The 21370-nt window shown below is 45.6% G+C and carries 19 protein-coding genes; 10 read left to right on the top strand and 9 right to left on the bottom strand.

Going from position 1 to position 21370, the window contains the following annotated elements; translation table 11 throughout:
- Positions 1–53: 53 nt before the first annotated feature.
- From OO016_RS10260 to aroQ, 3 genes are all read left to right on the top strand, one after another.
- Positions 54–626, top strand: a complete 573-nt coding sequence (locus tag OO016_RS10260) for a porin family protein (protein ID WP_266013287.1) — start codon at positions 54–56, stop codon at positions 624–626.
- A gap of 172 nt (positions 627–798) precedes the next feature.
- Positions 799–1311 carry a hypothetical protein gene (locus OO016_RS10255; protein WP_266013284.1) on the top strand — a complete coding sequence of 171 codons (513 nt, stop codon included), beginning with the start codon at positions 799–801 and terminating at the stop codon, positions 1309–1311.
- A 90-nt stretch (positions 1312–1401) separates the two neighbouring features.
- Positions 1402–1815 carry a type II 3-dehydroquinate dehydratase gene (gene aroQ, locus OO016_RS10250; RefSeq protein ID WP_266013282.1) on the top strand — a complete coding sequence of 138 codons (414 nt, stop codon included), beginning with the start codon at positions 1402–1404 and terminating at the stop codon, positions 1813–1815.
- Here the strand turns inward: aroQ and OO016_RS10245 are convergent.
- From OO016_RS10245 to OO016_RS10225, 5 genes are all read right to left on the bottom strand, one after another.
- Positions 1812–2096, bottom strand: a complete 285-nt coding sequence (locus tag OO016_RS10245; protein ID WP_266013280.1) for a DUF3817 domain-containing protein — start codon at positions 2094–2096, stop codon at positions 1812–1814. The two genes, aroQ and OO016_RS10245, sit on opposite strands and share 4 nt — an antisense overlap.
- A 13-nt stretch (positions 2097–2109) precedes the next feature.
- The gene (gene lpdA, locus OO016_RS10240; protein WP_266013278.1) at positions 2110–3501 is read right to left on the bottom strand and encodes a dihydrolipoyl dehydrogenase; all 1392 of its coding nucleotides are present in this window, start codon (positions 3499–3501) and stop codon (positions 2110–2112) included.
- Between the two features lie 82 nt (positions 3502–3583).
- Positions 3584–4123: a DUF1572 family protein gene (locus OO016_RS10235; RefSeq protein ID WP_266013276.1), complete on the bottom strand. Its 540-nt coding sequence runs from the start codon at positions 4121–4123 to the stop codon at positions 3584–3586.
- A 20-nt stretch (positions 4124–4143) separates the two neighbouring features.
- Positions 4144–4647, bottom strand: a complete 504-nt coding sequence (gene msrB, locus OO016_RS10230; protein WP_266013274.1) for a peptide-methionine (R)-S-oxide reductase MsrB — start codon at positions 4645–4647, stop codon at positions 4144–4146.
- 90 nt (positions 4648–4737) lie between these two features.
- On the bottom strand, positions 4738–5292 hold the full coding sequence (locus tag OO016_RS10225; RefSeq protein ID WP_266013271.1) for a collagen-like protein: 555 nt from the start codon (positions 5290–5292) through the stop codon (positions 4738–4740).
- Positions 5293–5483: 191 nt separating this feature from the next.
- Between OO016_RS10225 and OO016_RS10220 the strand changes: the two genes are divergently transcribed.
- The 6 genes from OO016_RS10220 (at position 5484) to OO016_RS10195 (ending at position 15712) form a co-directional block, all read left to right on the top strand.
- Complete coding sequence (locus OO016_RS10220; protein WP_266013268.1) at positions 5484–7430, top strand: alpha-1,4-glucan--maltose-1-phosphate maltosyltransferase; 1947 nt, start codon at positions 5484–5486, stop codon at positions 7428–7430.
- Positions 7423–9054, top strand: coding sequence for a trehalose synthase (locus OO016_RS10215; protein WP_266013265.1), 1632 nt, complete (start codon positions 7423–7425; stop codon positions 9052–9054). The genes OO016_RS10220 and OO016_RS10215 overlap by 8 nt, the downstream gene beginning before the upstream one ends.
- A 14-nt stretch (positions 9055–9068) precedes the next feature.
- A complete protein-coding gene (gene glgB, locus OO016_RS10210) occupies positions 9069–10964 on the top strand; it encodes a 1,4-alpha-glucan branching protein GlgB (protein ID WP_266013262.1) in 1896 nt (631 codons plus the stop codon).
- A gap of 100 nt (positions 10965–11064) precedes the next feature.
- Positions 11065–13464: a glycoside hydrolase family 31 protein gene (locus tag OO016_RS10205; RefSeq protein WP_266013259.1), complete on the top strand. Its 2400-nt coding sequence runs from the start codon at positions 11065–11067 to the stop codon at positions 13462–13464.
- 33 nt (positions 13465–13497) lie between these two features.
- Positions 13498–14313: a M48 family metallopeptidase gene (locus OO016_RS10200; RefSeq protein ID WP_266013256.1), complete on the top strand. Its 816-nt coding sequence runs from the start codon at positions 13498–13500 to the stop codon at positions 14311–14313.
- A 70-nt stretch (positions 14314–14383) separates the two neighbouring features.
- On the top strand, positions 14384–15712 hold the full coding sequence (locus OO016_RS10195) for an MFS transporter (RefSeq protein WP_266013254.1): 1329 nt from the start codon (positions 14384–14386) through the stop codon (positions 15710–15712).
- Positions 15713–15744: 32 nt separating this feature from the next.
- Here OO016_RS10195 and OO016_RS10190 read toward each other — a convergent pair whose 3' ends face one another.
- Genes OO016_RS10190 through OO016_RS10175 form a run of 4 tightly spaced genes read right to left on the bottom strand, consistent with a single transcriptional unit; the run spans position 15745 to position 18639 of the window.
- Positions 15745–16470 carry a head GIN domain-containing protein gene (locus OO016_RS10190; protein WP_266013251.1) on the bottom strand — a complete coding sequence of 242 codons (726 nt, stop codon included), beginning with the start codon at positions 16468–16470 and terminating at the stop codon, positions 15745–15747.
- A 26-nt stretch (positions 16471–16496) separates the two neighbouring features.
- Positions 16497–17585: a DUF4097 family beta strand repeat-containing protein gene (locus tag OO016_RS10185; RefSeq protein ID WP_266013249.1), complete on the bottom strand. Its 1089-nt coding sequence runs from the start codon at positions 17583–17585 to the stop codon at positions 16497–16499.
- On the bottom strand, positions 17566–18129 hold the full coding sequence (locus OO016_RS10180; RefSeq protein ID WP_266013247.1) for a hypothetical protein: 564 nt from the start codon (positions 18127–18129) through the stop codon (positions 17566–17568). The genes OO016_RS10185 and OO016_RS10180 overlap by 20 nt, the downstream gene beginning before the upstream one ends.
- A 3-nt stretch (positions 18130–18132) precedes the next feature.
- The gene (locus OO016_RS10175; protein WP_439649323.1) at positions 18133–18639 is read right to left on the bottom strand and encodes an RNA polymerase sigma factor; all 507 of its coding nucleotides are present in this window, start codon (positions 18637–18639) and stop codon (positions 18133–18135) included.
- Between the two features lie 300 nt (positions 18640–18939).
- Between OO016_RS10175 and lon the strand changes: the two genes are divergently transcribed.
- Positions 18940–21357, top strand: coding sequence for an endopeptidase La (gene lon, locus OO016_RS10170; RefSeq protein ID WP_439649322.1), 2418 nt, complete (start codon positions 18940–18942; stop codon positions 21355–21357).
- The last annotated feature ends 13 nt before the right edge of the window (positions 21358–21370 follow it).

Genomic DNA, 21370 nt, shown 5'->3' with positions numbered 1-21370 from the left:
GTTAAACATTGTAACTTTAATAAAACAACCTGGATAATCAAAACCTAAATACTATGAGAAAACTAATGTTAATTTCGTTGTTAAGCTTGTTCGCATTAACCAGTTATGCACAGGCAGATGTAAATTTCGGTGCACGGGCCGGGGTCAATTTAGCCACCCTTTCCGGCGATGACTCAGATTTTTACGATACAAGGACTGCAATCTATCTCGGTTTTATGGCAGAATTTGGATTGACGGATATGCTCGCTCTTCGCCCGGAGTTAAACTTTAGCATGCAGGGAGCAAAGATATCTGAAGGCGGTGAAGAAGCTGACTTGAAAATAAATTATTTGAATATCCCGGTCATGTTAAAAATTGGGGTAACAGACGGCTTCTATTTTGAAGCCGGACCTCAGATAGGCTTTCTAATGTCGGCAGACGTTGATTTTGATGGGGTAGAAGTGGATATTAAGGATGAAGTAAAGGACATTGATTTTGGTGGTAATATCGGCCTGGGCTATGAGTTGGAAAACGGATTGCTTTTTAACGCACGATACAATATTGGATTTACCGATCTTAACGAAGATGACACAGAAGGAAGTAATCAAAACTCGGTTATATCTATAGGTATTGGATATATGTTCTAATATGATAATTATAATTCAATGGAAAGGGAGGCTCAAAAGCCTCCTTTTTTTGTTACTTTAGGTAATCCGCTTCCTCTACCTGTAGGTATCTGCGATTTATTAAAAGTTACTATAAACAACATTTGGGGCCATAGCACGTTATTTGCAATAGTAAAATCCAAAACCAGCCATTATGAAGAAGCTATTGCTTTTCTCTTTATTCTCATTTTTGTTTTTTAACAACCTGCAGGCCCAGGAGGGTTTTCGTATAGGAATACAGGGCGGGATTCCAACGGGCGACTTCGATGAAGCTGTGAGTTTGATGGTCGGTGCAGACGTAGGCTATATGTGGGTGCTTGGAGAATATTTTGATTTAGGTATTGCCACAGGATATATCCACGGTTTTGGCGATAAGTTTGGTTTGGAATCCGAAGCGGGTGAGGACGTTCAGTTTTTACCTGTGGCAGGAGCCTTTCGCTTCTGGCCGGTTCGCGACCTTTCTATTGGGGCTAATGTAGGGCAGGCTATCGGTTTAAACGATGGCAATGACGGGGGTTTTTATTACCGTCCCATGCTGGGCTACCTCTTTAACCAGACCACAGAAATTAATATTTCCTATACCTCAGTTGATCTGGACGTTGTCACCTGGAACACCATAAGTGTTGGTCTTGTCCTTACTATTCAGACCAAACCAGACAGGCTCTAGGCGACTATTCCTAAACTGTTTTCAGCTTTTGTTAGAACTGTCGGTCACCCGGATTAGGCAGGGGTGCTTACTTTTCCCTACATTTATCCCATGAAATTGATCATAATCAACGGACCCAACTTAAACCTTCTCGGCAAGCGGGAACCTGAGATCTACGGGGCACGTGGTTTTGAAGACTACCTGAAAGAACTGCAGGCTGAGTTCCCTCAAGTAAATCTTGAATACTTCCAGTCCAATATAGAAGGGGAACTTATAGACAAATTACAGGAGGTTGGATTCTCCTACGACGGTATTATTCTGAATGCTGCGGCCTATACCCATACCTCGGTAGGGATTGGGGATGCTGTAAAGGCTATTGATGCCCCAGTGGTGGAGGTACATATCTCCAATACACATAAGCGGGAGGAATTTCGTCATGTTTCCTTTATATCACCAGGCGCAAAGGGGGTGATCCTCGGCTTTGGCCTCAGAAGCTATGAACTGGCCATCCGAAGCTTTCTTTAAGCCAATGCTGGCCTAAGGTATTTCCGCTCAACATAAAAGGTCCCGAAGGGCAATAGAGACGCCAGGAAAAAGATAAGCAGGCGCCTTAATCCCCATTTATGTTCATAGGTCAGTACTACGGCCATTGCTATAAATATTATGAAAAGGAAGCCATGGGCATACCCGATGTATTGATTGGGCTCTCCGATGCCCGCCCAATATTTAAGTGGCATGCTAAGGGCAAATAATAATAAATAGCTGATTCCTTCAAGAATAGCGGTATACCGAAAGGCTTGTAACATCTTTTTAATTCAATTAGAGGTGGATAACTTCATCGTAAGCGTCTGCAACTGCTTCCATTACGGCCTCGCTCATGGTAGGGTGGGGGTGCACTGCCTTGAGGATCTCATGTCCTGTGGTTTCCAGTTTTCGCCCCACTACAGCCTCGGCGATCATATCAGTTACCCCGGCACCAATCATATGGCAACCGAGCCATTCTCCGTACTTGGCATCGAAGATAACTTTTACAAATCCATCCGAATTACCAGAAGCCTGGGCTTTTCCGCTTGCTGAGAAAGGAAATTTTCCGACCTTGATATCGAATCCTTGTTCCCTGGCCTGCTTTTCGGTAAGGCCCACAGAGGCAATTTCGGGCATACAGTACGTACATCCGGGTATGTTTCCGTAATCGAGTGGTTCCACGTGCATACCCTTGATCTTTTCCACACAAAGGATGCCTTCTGCGGAGGCCACGTGGGCCAGGGCCTGGCCGGTGGTTACGTCACCGATGGCGTAGTAGCCCGGGATATTGGTCTGATAGTAATCGTTAACCACGATCTTGTCGCGATCAGTAGCAATACCTACTTCTTCCAGTCCGATATTTTCAATATTGGTTTTGATTCCCACTGCAGAAAGGACGATATCGGCCTCCAGGGTCTTTTCTCCCTTTGGTGTTTTTACCGTTGCAACAACTCCTTTCCCGGAGGTATCCACAGAAGTTACCTCAGAAGAGGTCATGATCTTGATGCCAGACTTCTTGAAAGTGCGCTCGAGTTGCTTGGACACTTCCTCATCTTCCACAGGAACGATATTGGGAAGGAATTCAACCACGGTTACTTCGGTCCCCATGGCGTTGTAGAAATAAGCAAACTCAATACCAATGGCTCCACTTCCAACTACTACCAGTTTCTCAGGCTGTTTGTCCAGGGTCATAGCTTCACGGTAGCCGATCACCTTTTTGCCATCCTGTGGAAGGCTGGGTAACTCCCTGCTTCGGGCACCCGTAGCGATAATGATGTGCTCTGCACTGTATTCACTTTCCTTTCCATCCTCAGCAGTTACTTTTACCTTTTTACCGGGCAATAGTTTTCCAAAACCGTTGATCACCTCAATCTTGTTCTTCTTCATCAGGAACTGAACCCCTTTGCTCATGCCCTGGGCCACATTCCGGCTTCTTTTTACCACGGCGTCAAAATCTTTATCGGCCCCTTCAACTTTCAATCCGTAGTCTTCCGCGTGTTGCAGGTATTCAAAAACCTGAGCAGATTTCAGCAGAGCTTTCGTAGGGATACAACCCCAATTGAGGCAAACGCCTCCCAGACTTTCTTTTTCAATGATTGCAGTTTTAAATCCCAGCTGGGAAGCCCTTATAGCAGTAACATAGCCGCCGGGGCCACTTCCTAAGACAATAACATCAAAATTGCTCATGGTTTTATTCTTTGTTGATTTTTTATGCGGAGCAAAGGTAAGAAACCTGAGGTAAAACCGCGAGGGCATTTTTACCCTCTTTTTAATCTCGGGAACCCTTTTCGAACATTTTTTTGTTGAAGCGTTCAGACTCGCCTTTCGGAATGCTCATAGACTCCCAATCCTTACCCCGGATAGACTTGGCCAGATAGGCAATTTGACCTGTGTGGTAGGCATAGTGGGCCAGTTGGCGGTTGATCGCCTCTATCACTAAATGGGCTTCATTACGTATCTTAACTTCCTGCATCAATTGATGGGGCTTTAGATTGTCCAGTGTATGGAAAACGCAATCCCATCCAGATTCCCAGGCCTGGAGTAATTCTGATTTGTTCTGCAGCGTGGTTTCAAATTCGGATTCCCGGTTGCGCCAGGTTTTTTCACCATCCTCAGTAAGGAAATTGGTAAACCGACTGCGCATATTCCCAACCATATGCTGGACAATTACGGCAATACTATTATCCTCCTTTCCTGGCCTGTAATGCAAATCTTCCTCATTAAGTTGCTGCATGGATTTTTCAGCAATCCCTTTAAAACGAAGGAGTTCTTTGCGGGCGTTGGCAAGGTAGTGTGTGGGTAGGTCCATCTTAGCCTTCTGCCTGAAGATTATTGGTTGTCCGGAATGAAGTCAAGGGCAGCACCGTTGATGCAGTGGCGCAAACCAGTCGTTTCCCTCGGGCCATCTTCAAATACATGTCCCAGGTGCCCACCACAGTTGGCACAGAGCTCTTCAGTGCGCTTGTAGCCAATTTTATAGTCTACATCAAAAGCAACAGCGTCTTCAATTTCCCTGTCAAAACTGGGCCAACCGGAACCCGAATTATATTTGTACTCACTTCGGAAGAGTGCAAACCCGCAGCCTGCACAGACGTAGGTGCCTTTTTCTTTGTTGTTGAGCAATTCACTGCTTCCAGCAACTTCAGTGCCTGCCCTTCGTAGCACGTAGTATTCCATGTCGGTAAGCGATGCCCGCCACTCGGCATCGGTCCTGGTGTAGGGAAAAGTACGTTCTTTCTCCTCAGTTTTAGTGGTGGCCTCCTCTTTCTGCTGGGAATTGCCTTTGCAACCAAATAATAAAAGGGCAAAGGCAAAAATGGTGATTCTTTTCATAGCGTCATTAGAATTTTTTTGGTCACCAAAGATACTGAATACCCATAAAAAAACCTCCTGCGAAGGGCAGGAGGCTTAGTCAAATATTTGTTAATTAAGCTTATAGCGCGGAATGTCTTTCTCCTCCACTTTGAGCAGGTTCATGACCTGTTCCACGTTGGTGCGATCTAACCTGGACTGGGCAAATTCTGCAGGAACAATGGCAATGCGGAATACCTGGTTGTCCGTATCCCCTGGCAATAGGGTTTCCAGATCAAAATCGGCTTCCAGGAAAATATTTACATCAAAAAAGGTGTAATCGTAATTGTAGAGTAATATGCCCTGGTTTAACAATCGGGTCTGGGGTAACAAACGCCAGATATCCACGGGATCTCCATTGTTGTCTTCTGTCTGGCCCCATAAGATGTAAACCAGAACTACATCTGATTCAAATACTTCCACACTATTCGGGAATTCGTAAAAAAGCGTGTAGTCGTTATTGAAGTCAAACGTACCTTCAATATCAATAACCTGCCCCAGGATATTAACGCCATCCAGGCCGTCAAGCCCATCTAATCCATCGAATCCGGGAGGTCCTGCAGGGCCTTCACAGGAAACAAAAAATACGGTTGCGATCAATGCCAGTAGTAAAGATACTTTTTTCATAATGATAGGGTTTAGAATAGTATTGCGTGCCCCGGAGTATTCCTGAATGCACCTTGTTTCCTGAAGAAGAACAAAAAGCGTTCCAAAAATTGAAAAGAATAGAAAAAACCCCCTTAAAAACTATCTTCCTATCCCGGATTGAATTGGTGATATTTTCCTATTTTTAGGGCAAAACCAAGCAAACTCAGATTATGTTCCGACAAGAGCGGGTAGTCATTGATAATATTAAGCCACAATTGAGTTGTGGTGAGTTCTTTATAAAGCGTGTGGTAGGAGAAATGGTGGTGGTTACAGCCGATGTCCTCGGAGATGGCCATGATCTCATACAGGCAGAGTTACTGTTCAAGCACGAAGGAGCCTCAAAACCTGATCCGGTGCGCATGGAGCATCTGGGAAATGACCTGTTTACCGCAGAATTCCGGGTGGAAAAGCAGGGGTTCTATTCCTATTGGGTAACAGGCTGGGTAGATTATGCACTGAACTGGCAACACGGTATAGAAGCCAAGATCGCAGACGGACAGCATGTTAAGAGTGAACTACTTGACGGGGTCCAATACCTCAGACATCTTGAAAAGAAGGGTAAGAAGGCCGAAAAGGAATATGCAAAAGAGCTGATCGAATTATTTGAGGATGAAGGGGCATACTTAGCCGCCACCGAGGCAGCAATATCTGAAGAATTGCACAACTTGTTCCTTGAATATCCACAGCGATTGTTTATGGCCAAGAGCGGAGAACTCCGGGTTTATGTAGACCGCCAAAAAGCTAACTTCAGCACCTGGTACGAATTCTTCCCACGGTCTACTGCCGTGGAACCCGGAAAACACGGAACCTTCAGAGACTCGGAAAAGCTCTTGCCGCGCATACAGGCCATGGGTTTTGACACTATTTACCTGCCGCCCATTCATCCCATCGGAGAGGTAAATCGAAAAGGGAAAAACAATACTACTGATGCTCAGGAGGGAGACAGTGGGGTTCCCTGGGGCATTGGATCCCGGCATGGTGGCCATAAGGCTATTCATCCTGAACTGGGTACAGAAGAAGATTTTAAGCACTTTATAAAGGAAGCCAACAAACGGGGAATGGAGGTGGCTATGGACCTCGCCTTCCAGGCTGCCCCGGACCACCCCTATGTTAGCAGCAATCCTGAGTGGTTTCGCAAGCGTCCGGATGGCACTATGCAGTATGCAGAAAATCCTCCGAAAAAATATCAGGATATTGTTAACTTCTACTTTGAAACCGAAGCTTACCAGGAACTGTGGCAAGAGCTGCTGGATGTTACTTTGAAGTGGGTAGGTTTCGGCATCAACATTTTTAGGGTAGACAACCCACACACCAAACCCTACTATTTCTGGCAATGGCTGATCGATGAGGTTAAAAAGAAACACCCGGATGTGCTTTTTCTGGCAGAGGCCTTTTCCAGGCCGAGGGTAATGCAGCAATTGGCCAAGCAGGGCTTCAGCCAGTCGTACACCTACTTCACCTGGAGGGTAAGCAAGCATGACATCACCTCATATATGGTAGAACTTACCCAGTCCGAAATGAAAGAGTATTACAGGCCTAATTTCTGGCCTAACACTCCTGATATCAACCCTTATCATTTACAAGGAGCCAATGAAGCCATGCATATAGCTCGCTATGTGCTGGCAGCTACCCTGAGCGGAAATATTGGGATCTATGGCCCTGTTTTCGAGTATATGGAGACCGATGCCATGCCTGGAAAGGAAGAGTATCTCAATTCTGAAAAATACGAGGTAAGGCACTGGGACTGGAGCATACAGAATAAGCTAACCCACCTGATATCGAGGATCAATCAGTACCGGAAGGACCATCCGGCCCTGCAGCAAACCAACAATATTCAGTTTTGCCATATTGAAAATGATCACCTGATCGCTTACCATAAATGGAATGAGGATCGCAGCAATGAGTTGCTCATTATAGTGAATTTAGATCCCTATTATACCCAGACCGGTTTTGTTCAATTGCCGCTTGAAGCCCTGGGAATATCTGCCGGTGATGAACTCCTGATGCACGATCTGGTGACAGACAATGGTTACTACTGGAGGGACGAATGGAATTATGTGGAATTGCATCCTGCCCTGCCATTCCATATCTTTCAAATAGTAAAACAGCATGGCTAAAGAAAAACAAGATATTATTACACAACCGCCTTATCGTTTCGACGTTAGCTGGGAGGAGCTACTGGACGACAAACGATTCTTAAAGGTTTTCCTGTCGGATATACTTGAAGATTATGTTATCAAGCAACGCTGGTATGGAGGTAAGTCCAGCACCCTGAAATACATAGAATTACAGGAGTATTTCAGAATCCAGCAAAAGGGGGAGGTCTATTACGGCCTATTGCTCGAAATAAATTTTAAGGAGGCCTTTTACCATCATTATTTCCTGCCTATTGCTTTTGTATCCGATGAAAGTTTTGCGGAGAAGGACCGTATTTTACCCATTTCCATAAAGGGCCAGGACGGCTTTATAATAGATGCCATCAATCTGGAAGCCTTTCGAAAGCTTGTTTTTGAGCGTATCATGACGGCCGTGCCTAATGATACCACCCGGGTGCGCTATCACAAAAGCGAATTCTTTACGCATTCCGAGTATAAATCTTCCCGATTTATGGGGATGGAGCAGAGTAATACCTCCATCATCATGAATGACAGTTCTGTGATCAAGTTTTTCCGCAGGATCTATGCTGATAAGAACCCGGATTATGAAATGAGCCGGTTCCTTTCGGAGCGTAAGGGATATAAAAATACGCCGGCCTATCAGGGAAGCATCAGTATAATTGATACGGATGGTGCCAATATCACCATTGCCCTCATGCAGGAGCTTGTGCCCAACCAGGGCGATGCATGGGATTACTTCCTAAATGAGATTGACGGCATATTCAGCAACCTGGAATACAAAAAGATCAAGGTCCAAAACCTGCCCCAGATCGATTTATTCCAGCCGCTGCCCCTTAAAGACGTACCTCATGAAATAATTGACTGGGCAGGCCTGAATGTGTTCCTCAAATTGCAGGTGCTGGCCCAGCGTACTGCTGAAATGCACGTGGCACTGGGATCCGAATTTGAAGATACCTCATTTACACCGGCTCGCTTTAACGGTGATTATGAGGTCTGGCTCAAAAACCGCTTGCTCTATCAATTCCAGAATCGACTTAACACCGTGGAGAACAACCTGCATAAGCTGGAAGGGATTACCCTGGATCTCGCCAAGCAATTCCTGGAGAGAAAGAATGAAATCCGAAAGCGCTTTGTGAAGTTCGATTGGACTAAATTAAAAGGCGAGCGCCTCAGGGTCCATGGAGATTACCACCTGGGCCAGGTGCTGGTACAGGACGGGGATTTCTATTTGCTCGACTTTGAAGGCGAACCCGAAAGTACTATACGGGACAGGAAGGTGAAGCAACCTCCGCTAAAGGACGTGGCGGGTTTGTTCCGTTCCTTCCACTACGCTATTTACGCCACTATTTTCAATAAAGGTGAAAAGTACCCTTACAGCCAGAAAGAGCTCTACATGGCAGGAGAGAACCTGTACCGCTATTTTATAGGGGTGTTCCTGGATACCTATGTAAAATTGATACAGCAAAACAACATCAATATCGGCTATAATCAGGAGCGGGTATTTATCCTCAGGTATTGTATGCTTGAGAAGGCAGTTTATGAACTGGGCTATGAAATGAATTCCAGGCCTTTGTGGGCGGTAATACCGCTGGAAGGGATAATGAGTATAATGAATGAAAGCTAACCAAATACGAGTATATGAATAAGGTGGTATCCCACAGTTTGTTTACGGATTTTGATATTAACCTCTTTAAGTCAGGGAAACACTTTCGGCTTTATGAGAAACTGGGATCGCACCCCATGGAACTTAATGGAATAAAAGGTACCTACTTTGCCGTCTGGGCCCCGGCGGCCCGGGCTGTTTCCGTGATAGGGGATTTTAACTACTGGCTGGAGGGTGAGCATAAATTGAGTGTACGCTGGGATGCCAGTGGCATCTGGGAGGGGTTTATCCCTGGAGTTGAACATGGGGCGCTCTACAAATACAAGATTCACTCCCACAATCACGGTGCGGTAACCGAAAAAGCAGATCCTTTTGCCCGTTTTTGTGAACATCCTCCCAAAACAGCTTCTGTGGTCTGGGAAGGAGAGTATGAGTGGAAAGACAGGGACTGGATGGGTTACCGCAAGGAAAAGAATGGTCTGGACAGGCCCTATTCCGTTTATGAGGTACACCTGGGATCCTGGAAGCGCAATAATGAGAACTCCTTCCTGACCTATCGCGAACTGGCGAAAGACCTGGTATCCTACGTGAAGGAAATGGGTTTCACCCATGTGGAATTCATGCCTGTTATGGAGTTTCCCTTTGATCCTTCCTGGGGGTATCAGCTTACCGGATATTTTGCACCTACCTCCCGATTTGGCACACCTGAGGACTTTAAATACCTGGTAGACTGTTTGCACCAGAATGATATTGGCGTGATCCTCGACTGGGTACCATCACATTTTCCCGAGGATAGCCATGGTCTTGGCTTTTTTGATGGTTCCCACCTGTACGAACACCCGGACAGGAGGAAAGGATACCATCCGGATTGGAAAAGCCTCATTTTTAATTATGGCAGAAATGAAGTACGCGCTTTCCTGATCAGCAATGCGCTGTTCTGGCTGGAACAATATCACGTAGATGGTTTAAGGGTAGATGCCGTGGCCTCAATGCTTTACCTCGATTATTCCCGGGAGGATGGAGAATGGGAGCCCAATATGTATGGCAACAATGAAAACCTCGAAGCCATATCTTTCCTCAAGGAGCTCAACGAAACCGTGTACAAGAATTTTAGCGATGTACAGACCATAGCGGAGGAAAGCACTTCTTTTTCAATGGTTACCCGCCCCGTGAGTATTGGCGGACTTGGATTTGGTATGAAATGGATGATGGGCTGGATGCATGATACACTGGAATATTTCAAGAAAGAACCGGTTTATCGCAGGCACCACCAGAACGACCTTACTTTTAGCATGACCTATGCATTCACGGAGAATTTCATGCTGCCGTTTTCCCATGATGAGGTGGTCTACGGCAAACAATCCCTTTTGTATCGCATGCCCGGTGATGAGTGGCAGCGTTTTGCCAACCTGAGGCTGTTGTTAGGATATATGTACACCCATCCCGGGACCAACCTACTTTTTATGGGAGCTGAATTTGGTCAATCTTCCGAGTGGAACTTCCAGCAAAGCCTTGACTGGCACCTGCTGCAGTACGATTTCCATTCCGGTGTTCAGAAAATGGTGAAAGATCTGAACCGTATCTATCAGACGTATCCCGCTCTTTACGAGAAACAGTTCAGTCCTGAAGGATTCCACTGGATCGATTACGGGGACGCTGAGAACTCGGTGCTGAGCTACATCCGAAAGGGACACGATCCCAAAAACGACCTGATTGTGGTATGTAACTTTACCCCGGTTCCGCGGGAGAATTACCGTATCGGGGTCCCGAAAACAAAGGGACTGAAAGAGATCTTCAATAGTGACTCCAAAGAATATGGAGGTAGTGGAACGGGTAACAAAGCTCTTAGGGTATCCAAAAAGGAATCCCATGGGTATATGCAATCCATAACCCTTACCCTTCCTCCCCTGGGGGTATTGATCCTGCAGTAACCTGGCCTTGCGCAATCGTTGTAGTGGATAAATCTTGATGAAATCATTTCTGTATTAGATATTTATATCTTTTTTTTGCTGGGTTTAAAGCTATTAGCGAATGATTACCAATACGGAGATTGAATATAAAGGGAACCTGTATCCCAACCAGATAGTCGATTTTAAGCAAGAAACCGACAAATTCTATTTTACCACAGAGAACGGCGTCATCCTGGAGATCACGGTGCTCAGGAACAGCGCAATACGTTTTCGCTATGCTACAGACTACCGTTTCCAGCCCGATTTCTCTTATGCCATAAGCCCAACGGCGAGCAAGGGCTATAACCAACTGGAATCCGAGGAAACCAGCACAGAATACCTCATCCGAACTTCCAAGATTCAGATCCTGGTGGACAAAAAAAGCCTGAGGGTGCAGATAAGCGATCTTGAGGGAAACATAATCAATGAAGATGAATCCGGTTTTCACTGGGAAGAAAACCATGAGCACGGGGGAAACAATGTAAAAATGAGCAAGATCACCCAGACCGGGGAGAGTTACTACGGCATGGGGGATAAAGCTACCCACACCAACCTTAAGGGCAAGCGTGTGAGCAACTGGGTTACTGACCAGTATGCCTATACCAAGGATCAGGATCCGCTCTATAAAGCCATCCCCTTTTACATCGGGTTGCACAATAACATAGCCTACGGAATTTTCTTTGACAATACCTTTCATACCTGCTTTGATTTTTCACATGAAAGGCGTCATGTAACCAGTTTCTGGGCAGACGGAGGTGAAATGAATTACTATTTCTTCTACGGGCCGGATATGGGTCGTGTGGTCAGAGCTTATACCGACCTCACGGGAACCCCTGAATTACCTCCCCTCTGGGCTCTGGGATTCCACCAGTCCAAATGGAGTTATTATCCGGAATCCCGCGTAAAGAAACTGGCAAAAAAATTTCGAGACCTCAAAATACCCTGCGATGCCATCTACCTGGATATAGACTATATGGATGGTTTCCGCTGCTTTACCTGGGATAAGAAAAAATTCCCGGACCCCAAGCGGATGATTGATGAACTCTACAAGGACGGCTTTAAAACCGTTGTGATGATCGATCCGGGTATCAAAGTAGACCGCAATTACTGGGTCTACAATGAGGCCCTGGAGAAGGACTATTTCTGCAAAAGGGCAGACGGCCCCATAATGCAGGGGAAGGTCTGGCCCGGGGAGTGTAGTTTCCCTGATTTTACCAATCCTGAAGTACGGAAATGGTGGGCAGAATTGTATAAGGAACTGATCGCCGAGACAGGGGTGCATGCAGTATGGAATGATATGAATGAGCCGGCGGTAATGGAAGTCCCCAGCAAGACGGCTCCCCTGGATACACGTCACGATTATGACGGCCACCCCTGTAGCCACAGGAAGGCGCATAATGTCTATGGCACACAAATGGTCAGGGCTACTTATGAGGGGGTAAAAAAATACGTTTACCCCAAACGCCCTTTCGTAATCACAAGGGCTGCATACGCAGGTGCCCAGCGTTTTACCAGTACCTGGACCGGTGATAACGTGGCAACCTGGGAACATCTTTGGATAGCTAATGTGCAGGTACAGCGCATGTGCATGAGCGGGATGTCTTTTGTAGGCTCCGATATTGGTGGATTTGCCGAGCAGCCCAATGGGGAACTATTTGCCCGGTGGATACAGCTGGGAATCTTCCATCCGTTTTGCAGGGTACATTCCAGTGGGGATCACGGAGACCAGGAACCCTGGTCCTTTGACAAGGAAGTGACTGATATTGTAAGGGATTATCTGGAGCTGAGATACCAGTTATTGCCCTACCTCTATACCATGTTCTGGCGTTATTCTGAAGACAATGTCCCTATGCTGAAGCCCCTCGTATATTACGATCAGGAGGATCCCCAAACCCATTTCAGAACAGACGAATTTATCTTTGGTGAAGAAATCCTGGTGTGTCCTGTTCAGGAACCAAACGCCAAGGGAAGAAGGATGTATTTCCCAAGGGGCAAATGGTACGATTACTGGTCCGGAGAACTTATTGAAGGGGGCATGGAAAAATGGGTTCTGGCCGATATTGACCGCATACCGCTTTATGTCAGGGAAGGCGCTATTATACCTAAATATCCCGTACAGCAATACGTGGGAGAAAAGGAGATAACGGAGCTCACCCTGGACATCTACTATAAGGAGGGAGTTGAAAAATCCACAGTATACGAAGATGCCCAGGAGGGATATGACTATACCAAAGGATACTACAGCCTAAGGAACTTCAAGCTTAACGGAAAGGAAAAAGAACTGATCATTCAGCAATTCAAGAATGGCACTTATATCACGCCTTATGAGCATTTCCGGATTAACCTGATTGGCCTGCCCTTTGCCATCAAAGCCATTGAGGTAGATAATGTGGAAGTACCCCTGAAACAGGTCAAACCCAACGGGGATAATACCATTATGGTTCATAAAGATTTTACGGAATTGCATATTATCGGTGCCTAAAAATTTGTAATTTCATCGGGAAATATTACCACTATGAACGCTAGAAGAGTCTTTCTTATAATTGTTGTATTTATTGCCATTGCAGCCTGTAAAACCAATCCATTTACAGGAAAAAGCACGCTTAACTTTTACGGGAATAACAGTATTTTCCCAACATCTTTTGCTCAGTACGATAAGTTTTTAAGTGAGGCAAAGGTGGTAGAGGGAACGGCAGATGCCCGCATGATTGAACGTGTGGGTCAGCGTATTGCAACCGCCTCTGAACGTTGGCTTGATGCCAATGGCTATCCTGGATACCTCAAGGACTACCGCTGGGAATACAAACTGGTAAATGACAGTCTTGTTAACGCCTGGTGTATGCCTGGAGGAAAAATTGTGTTTTACAGCGGGATCATGCCCATTTGTGACGGGGAAACAGGTGTTGCTGTGGTGATGGGACATGAAGTGGCTCATGCCCTGGCAGACCACGGTGCGCAAAGGATGAGTGCGGGTACGCTTCAGCAAATAGGGGCCGTGGCAGGGAATGTGGCCATTAATGATGCTGAAACCCGAAATATCTTCAACCAGGCCTATGGTATAGGGACAACCGTAGGAGGAATGCTACCCTTTAGCAGGAGCCATGAAACAGAAGCAGACCGTATTGGTTTGCAGATCATGGCCATCGCCGGATACAATCCCGATGAGGCTGCAGAGCTCTGGAAACGCATGAAAGCGAAGTCTGGTGGAAACGCCCCACCGGAGTTCCTGAGTACCCACCCCTCCAACGATACCCGTATTGCGAATCTCAGCAAATGGGCCCCGGAGGCAAAAGCTGAAGCCAGGAAATTTGGAGTGACTTCCTTCCAGTAATTTTTAGGGATTCATTAGAATTAATGTATATTGAGAGCCGTTCCTCAAGGAGCGGCTTTCTATTTATTTGATGACTCGATCCTACGCCATTAAGGGAAGTAAAAAACTGCTCAATGCCTGGGCGTTTTACGACTGGGCAAACTCGGTCTACAGCCTGGTAATTGCCTCCACTATATTTCCATTGTTCTATGGATCAATGTTCAGGGCGGCAGGCATAGAAAAGGTTATGGTATTCGGAGGTGAAATTGCACGGGCACCTCTTATCAGTTACACCACCTCCCTTGCCTTCTTCTTTATTGCAATAATTACTCCATTTATTTCCGGGATCTCAGATTACCTGGGGAATAAGAAAAGCTTCATGAAGTTCTTTTGCTACCTGGGAGGGGTATCCTGCATTGGGTTGTACTGGTTTTCTCTGGAAAATATCTATTTAGGCCTGATATGCTATTTCTTTGGCCTGGTTGGTTTTTGGGTCAGCTTTGCCATAAATAATTCATACCTGCCAGACATCGCTTTTCCAGAGCAGCAGGACGGGATCAGTGCCAAAGGTTACTCCATGGGTTACGTTGGGAGTGTCTTGCTTTTGCTACTTAATCTGGCTATGGTAATGAACCCGGATACCTTTGGAATCTCGGCAACTGAAACGGAGGGGGCAGAAGTCAGGGCTATGCGTATTTCATTTGCCACTGTAGGGGTTTGGTGGATCTTGTTCAGTCAGTATACTTTTTTCCACCTTCCCAAGGGCAACAAGCGCAAGGGCAAACGGACAAACGTAATTCTCAATGGATTTAAGGAATTACGGGGGGTCTGGAATCAATTAAACGATAACACCCGCCTTAAGCGCTATCTCGGGGCTTTTTTTGTATATAGCATGGCCGTACAAACGGTTATGCTAATTGCAGCCTATTTCGGGGAAGAACAAATTGGCTGGGAATCCGATTCTCAGCGAACCACGGGTTTAATTGTAAGTATTTTGCTGATCCAGCTGGTGGCTATTCTCGGGGCAACCCTAACTGCCTGGGCTTCCAGGGCTTTTGGCAATATCCCTACCCTGATCGTGGTAAACCTCTCGTGGATATTCATTTGTATTTACGCCTATTTTCTTATTACTCCCATGGATTTCTACATAGCTGCGGGTTGTGTGGGCATGGTTATGGGTGGCATACAGGCCCTTTCACGGTCTACTTATTCCAAATTCCTTCCCAAAACGCTTGATACTGCCTCTTTCTTCAGTTTTTATGATGTCTCAGAAAAAATAGGGATAGTTATCGGTACTTTCCTATATGGAGTGGTTGCACAGTTTACGGGCAGTATGCGTAATGCCACCATTTTTCTTGGGTTGTTTTTCCTTATCGGGATGCTATTGCTGACCAGGGTAAATAAAAAAGCCCCGGAATAAATCCGGGACTTAATAGCTGTTCGTTTTATTGATTAGGCTTTATTGATGTCCCCTGATCCTGAGGCCTTGCTGTTTACTTTTTCCGGATTTCCTTTGTACAGGATATCTCCTGATCCGGAAACCCTGGCGGTAATGGATTCATTGGCGGTAACCCTGATGTCTGCAGAACCGGATACATTGGCCGTTACATGATCTGCAGTAAGGTCAAATGCCCCAACATCACCACTTCCGGAAACCTGTACTTCAAAATTCCTGGCTTTTCCACTAAGTTCAATATCTCCAGATCCTGATATTGCGGTTTTGAGGACATCGGCCTCAATGGCAAGGCTGATATCTCCGGAACCGGATATGGAGGCACTAAATTCACCGGCTTTAAGTACATCTTTAGAAACTATATCTCCAGATCCCGAAAGGGAAACGCTGTTAATGCTTTCAATCGGAACCGTTACCAGGATACCATTTTTCTTGTTGGCACTTTGCAGGTTATACCCTTTTTTAACTTTAATAGTTAGTTTTCCATTCTTTACTTCTGTCTTGATGTATTCCAAAAGGTTTTCCTCCCCTTTGATACTGAGTTCACCTTCACGCCCATTTACGAGGTTTACATCGAACCATCCGGCTACAGCTATGGCGTCATAATCCCCAACAGATCGTTCTATAGTGACCAATTTTCCATTTCCTTTGATTTTTTTACCCCACTGTGCATTAACGCTCAGCGTAAAAAGGGCTACTAATACAAGTGCAAATACATTTTTCATTTTAGTTTGTTTTTAAGATTGATGATTTAGTTCCTGTTAAAGGATATATTTCCGTAATCGCTGGTAATATTTACAAGGTTGCCGCTATTGGCCTGCCCGTGATAACCAGCATAGTATCGGCTTTTGTCTTTTTCCCTGCTCACACTTACTTCAAAGTTGTCCGTTCCCTTGACCCCAGCATTGGATGCAGAAATTTCAAAATCAAAACTGTAAGCTGGGTCATAACCTATTCGGATACTTGTGTAGTCGCTCTTTATATTTATATTTCCCGCATCAGCGGCCATCCTGTCTATTTTAATACTGCCGTAGTCGGCACTGGAATCTACACTGCCGTGTACTGTTCCGAGCTTAAGATTGAAATAATCCCCGCTGCCTAACACGTTGTTAGACTCCATCACTTCCAGGCTTCCGTAATCTGAGGCATATTCCAGATTATCCATTTTTTCTATCACAGCTGCAGTATAATCTGCATTTATCTGCAGGTCTTTTGCTTTTCCAATAGTGAATTTTGAATAATCGGCGGCAATTTTCGCGCTGTTCACATAGTCTATCCGGGATTTGCTGGTATAGTCGAAACTCAATTCATTGTTGCGACCCCTTAATTCACCTATCTCCAGACGTCCGTAATCACAGCTGATCTTGGCATGTCCGTCTATGCGGTCTAATTCAATTGCCCCGTAATCGTTACTAAGGTGTATACTGTTTTTAACCGGCAGTTTGATGGTATAGTTGACCTGTATACTTATCTTGTTTTTCTTTCCCCATTTCCACCAGCTACCAGCCTTGTTGCCAAATTGCGTCTTTGCCGATACTTTTTCCGGGCTGGCCTCAAAATCAACGGTGATTTCATTCAGCCTGTCCTGGACCTTGTCCTCGTTGTTGCCACTGGTTTTGATATTGACTTCAATTACCACCCGGTCTTCATTCCAGGAAGTCAGGGAGAGCGTTCCATAGCTGTTGCTAACTTTCAACAGGGCATTGGAATTTACATTGTATTCCTTTTGAATGGTCTTCTCCTTTACATACTTCCCCTGTAATGTGCCATTGCTTCCTGAAACAGTAACAGGGGCGGCAAGAATTGCCAGAAGGGTTATTTTAAACAGTAAGGTTTTCATCGTCGTAGTTATTATAGTTTTCAATCGTTTCTATTTGATCCATCACATCCTGCAGGAGTGCTATTCTGGTCTGGAAATTGTTGATCATAGCGCTGAGGATAAGGTTGGGGTCTCCACCATCGATCAGGTCCTGTTCCAGTTTGGTATAATTTTCATCGAGTTTTTTAAGTTGAACCAGGACCTCAGTTATCAACTGCTCCGTTTGAGGAGTGCTGGCAGACTGCAATTCGCTTACCTGTTGTTCGATCAGCGAGGTGAAATAAAGCCGGGTTTCGGTAACTTCCGGGGAAATACTCGCCAGCTGTTGTTCTGTGCTTGGATTAAGGTTGGGCAGTCCTATGGCCAGGGCGCAGAGCAGTACAATTGAAGCCGCTATCGAAAGGGGTTTCCACCAGGTAGTAGGCTTTTTCCTGTTCATACTTATCGTACCCTGAGCTGTTCCCAGCTTGTCCAGGAAGCGGGCCTGGTGCCCCTCCATGGGTTCTTCAGTATCAAACTGACCCTCCAGTTCTCTGAATATTTTTTCTAAATTCTCTTCCTTCATCACTTATGCATTAATCATTTTCTTTCTCAAACTTTCTTTTGCTCTGGAGATCGTAGTTCTGCAATTGGCATAGCTAATACCCATTATCTGGGAGATCTCCTCGTAATCGTAGCCTTCAATTAAATGTAAGGTCAAAGAAACTCTGTAGTTATCCTTCAATTGTTTCATGGCATCCATCACTTTTTGAGCCTTTCGTTCTGTGACACCATAATCCTTAACAACTCCGTCATTATCTTCGACCTTGTACATTACATTTTCAAGAGACACTTCGTTTCGCTTTAACTGCCTTCGGTAGTGGTGAATGCTGTTGTTGATAACAATGCGTTTCAACCAGGCCCCGAAGGTGACTTCTCCCTTAAAACTTTCAAGTTTTGTAAATGCATTCAGGAAGGAGTCCTGCATTACGTCTTCGGCCTCTGCTGAATCTTTTACGATTCTTAAAGCTGTATTATACATGGCTTTGTAATAGCGGTTGTACACTTCCAATTGTGCACTTTGCTTACCGCGCATGCAGCCCTGCAATAACGTATCAATATGTAATTCCTTAAGGCTCAAAAAGTGGAACTTTTGCTTTAGAGATGACTGAATTTAGGGATTGTTACACTTTTTTTAGTAAAATATTGCCGGACTTGGCACAGGAATTGACATTTAAAGGAGACTCCCAGCCCTGTTTGCTGCCGCTTAGCCCTGTTAATATGGGCTTCGCCCAGATTTAATAGCAATTTATAGAGGGTTGCACGGGGAGTGTAAAGTGACAGAATGACGGTTTAAATAAATATGAAGGACACCTTTTTTATAAAATTTGACAATATGGCGTTTCAGGGAATCGATGAGGATTCCGAACTGATCCCTCTCCTTACTCCGGAGGACGAGGAGGAGATGCACAATGAGCAGCTCCCGGAAACGCTTCCCATACTTCCCTTGCGCAATACCGTGCTTTTTCCCGGTGTTGTGGTTCCGATTACGGCAGGCAGGGACTCCTCCATACAGCTTATCAATGATGCCAATAATGGCAATAAGGTAATCGGAGTGGTTGCTCAGAAGGATGAAGCAACGGAAAATCCGCGATTCAAGGATATCAATACGGTTGGCACAGTGGCCCGGATTCTGCGGGTATTGAAGATGCCCGATGGGAACACTACGGTTATCATACAGGGAAAGAAACGATTTGAAATCTCCGGCGTACTGGTAGAGAAGCCTTACATTACGGCCACCATAAGGGAGACCCAGGAAGATCCTACAGATCAGACCAGCGAGGAGTTCCTTGCAATTATAGAATCGATAAAGGATCTTGCCCTGACCATCATCAAGGAAAATCCTAACCTCCCCTCTGAGGCTTCATTTGCCATTAAAAATATACAGAGCAATAGCTTCCTGATCAATTTTGTTTCTTCCAACCTGAATCTGGAAGTACATGAAAAACAGGAATTGCTGGAAATAGGGAATTTGCAGGAACGCGCCCTGGCAACGCTGAAGTACATGAATGTGGAGTATCAGAAACTGCAACTGCAGCGCGATATACAGTCTAAGGTACGCAGTGATATGGATCAGCAGCAAAGGGAATATTTCCTTCACCAGCAGATGAAAACTATCCAGGAAGAACTGGGTGGTGTTTCCTATGACGAGGAAGTGCAGGAAATGCAGCTGCGGGCAAAGAAGAAAAAATGGGGTAAAAAAGTTGCTGAGCATTTTGATAAGGAACTGGCCAAATTGCAGCGGATGAATCCTCAGGTAGCGGAATATTCCATACAACGCAATTACCTGGATCTTCTGCTGGACCTACCCTGGAATGAATACTCCCAGGATAAATTCGACCTGAAACGTGCAGAGCGCATACTGGATCGTGACCACTACGGACTTGAGGATGTAAAAAGACGTATCATAGAATACCTGGCGGTGCTGAAACTGCGAAATGATATGAAATCTCCCATCCTTTGCCTGTACGGACCTCCGGGCGTTGGTAAAACTTCCCTGGGCAAATCTGTGGCAGAAGCCCTGGGCCGGGAATACGTGCGCATGTCCCTTGGAGGCCTCCGTGACGAAGCAGAGATCAGGGGACACCGAAAAACCTATATAGGAGCTATGCCGGGAAGGATAGTTCAGAGTATTAAGAAAGCCGGAACCTCCAATCCGGTGTTCATCCTGGATGAAATAGATAAACTGTCCAGCGCACACCAGGGAGACCCTTCTTCAGCTATGCTGGAGGTACTGGACCCTGAACAGAACAATGAATTTTATGACAACTTCCTGGAGATGGGCTATGACCTGTCTAAGGTTATGTTCATCGCTACAGCCAACAATTTAGCCACTATTCAGCCAGCCCTGCGCGATCGTATGGAGATCATTAACGTTACCGGCTATACCATCGAAGAAAAAGTGGAGATTGCAAAAAGGCACCTCCTTCCCAAACAGCTCAAAGAACACGGCCTCAACAGGGATCATTTAAAAATTGGCAAGCGACAGCTGGAGAAGATCGTAGAGGGGTATACCCGTGAATCTGGCGTGCGGGGGCTGGAAAAGCAACTGGCAAAAATGGTTCGCTATGCGGCCAAATCCATCGCTATGGAAGAGCCCTACCAGGTAAAAGTAACCAATGAGGATATTGAAAAGGTATTAGGTCCGGCCAGATTGGAGCGCGACAAATACGAGAATAACGAAGTGGCTGGAGTAGTTACCGGTTTGGCCTGGACACAGGTGGGCGGAGACATCCTCTTCATTGAATCTATTATATCCAGGGGAAAAGGAGCCCTGAATATTACCGGAAACCTGGGTAAGGTGATGAAGGAGTCTGCGGCAATTGCCATGCAGTTTATCCGTTCCAATGCAGAAACCTACGGCCTGAACCCGGAGATATTTGACAAATACAATGTCCACATCCATGTTCCCGAAGGAGCAACACCCAAAGACGGTCCCAGTGCAGGGATAGCTATGCTGACCTCTCTGGTTTCCCTCTTCACCCAGAAGAAGGTGAAAAAGAGCCTGGCGATGACCGGAGAAATTACCCTGAGGGGTAAGGTGTTGCCGGTTGGAGGGATCAAGGAAAAAATTCTTGCAGCCAAGCGGGCACGTATCAAGGAGATAATTCTTTGTGAGGGCAACCGTAAGGATATTGAGGAAATCAAGGAGGAATACCGCAAAGGACTCACCTTCCACTACGTTACTGATATGAGTGAGGTAATAGAAATTGCTATTACCAATCAGAAGGTAAAAAACGCGAAAAAGTTATAATTGTAAATACCCG

Source organism: Lentiprolixibacter aurantiacus (assembly GCF_026241225.1).
In the GTDB taxonomy this organism is placed as follows: Bacteria; Bacteroidota; Bacteroidia; order Flavobacteriales; family Flavobacteriaceae; genus Lentiprolixibacter; species Lentiprolixibacter aurantiacus.
This window is presented reverse-complemented; position numbering and strand designations above follow the sequence as displayed.

Bases quoted from the DNA above. Each gene is read 5' to 3' on its own strand.
- OO016_RS10260 (WP_266013287.1), top strand. From the start codon at position 54: ATGAGAAAACTAATGTTAATTTCGTTGTTAAGCTTGTTCGCATTAACC.
- OO016_RS10255 (WP_266013284.1), top strand. From the start codon at position 799: ATGAAGAAGCTATTGCTTTTCTCTTTATTCTCATTTTTGTTTTTTAAC.
- aroQ (WP_266013282.1), top strand. From the start codon at position 1,402: ATGAAATTGATCATAATCAACGGACCCAACTTAAACCTTCTCGGCAAG.
- OO016_RS10245 (WP_266013280.1), bottom strand. From the start codon at position 2,096: ATGTTACAAGCCTTTCGGTATACCGCTATTCTTGAAGGAATCAGCTAT.
- lpdA (WP_266013278.1), bottom strand. From the start codon at position 3,501: ATGAGCAATTTTGATGTTATTGTCTTAGGAAGTGGCCCCGGCGGCTAT.
- OO016_RS10235 (WP_266013276.1), bottom strand. From the start codon at position 4,123: ATGGACCTACCCACACACTACCTTGCCAACGCCCGCAAAGAACTCCTT.
- msrB (WP_266013274.1), bottom strand. From the start codon at position 4,647: ATGAAAAGAATCACCATTTTTGCCTTTGCCCTTTTATTATTTGGTTGC.
- OO016_RS10225 (WP_266013271.1), bottom strand. From the start codon at position 5,292: ATGAAAAAAGTATCTTTACTACTGGCATTGATCGCAACCGTATTTTTT.
- OO016_RS10220 (WP_266013268.1), top strand. From the start codon at position 5,484: ATGTTCCGACAAGAGCGGGTAGTCATTGATAATATTAAGCCACAATTG.
- OO016_RS10215 (WP_266013265.1), top strand. From the start codon at position 7,423: ATGGCTAAAGAAAAACAAGATATTATTACACAACCGCCTTATCGTTTC.
- glgB (WP_266013262.1), top strand. From the start codon at position 9,069: ATGAATAAGGTGGTATCCCACAGTTTGTTTACGGATTTTGATATTAAC.
- OO016_RS10205 (WP_266013259.1), top strand. From the start codon at position 11,065: ATGATTACCAATACGGAGATTGAATATAAAGGGAACCTGTATCCCAAC.
- OO016_RS10200 (WP_266013256.1), top strand. From the start codon at position 13,498: ATGAACGCTAGAAGAGTCTTTCTTATAATTGTTGTATTTATTGCCATT.
- OO016_RS10195 (WP_266013254.1), top strand. From the start codon at position 14,384: ATGACTCGATCCTACGCCATTAAGGGAAGTAAAAAACTGCTCAATGCC.
- OO016_RS10190 (WP_266013251.1), bottom strand. From the start codon at position 16,470: ATGAAAAATGTATTTGCACTTGTATTAGTAGCCCTTTTTACGCTGAGC.
- OO016_RS10185 (WP_266013249.1), bottom strand. From the start codon at position 17,585: ATGAAAACCTTACTGTTTAAAATAACCCTTCTGGCAATTCTTGCCGCC.
- OO016_RS10180 (WP_266013247.1), bottom strand. From the start codon at position 18,129: ATGAAGGAAGAGAATTTAGAAAAAATATTCAGAGAACTGGAGGGTCAG.
- OO016_RS10175 (WP_439649323.1), bottom strand. From the start codon at position 18,639: ATGCGCGGTAAGCAAAGTGCACAATTGGAAGTGTACAACCGCTATTAC.
- lon (WP_439649322.1), top strand. From the start codon at position 18,940: ATGGCGTTTCAGGGAATCGATGAGGATTCCGAACTGATCCCTCTCCTT.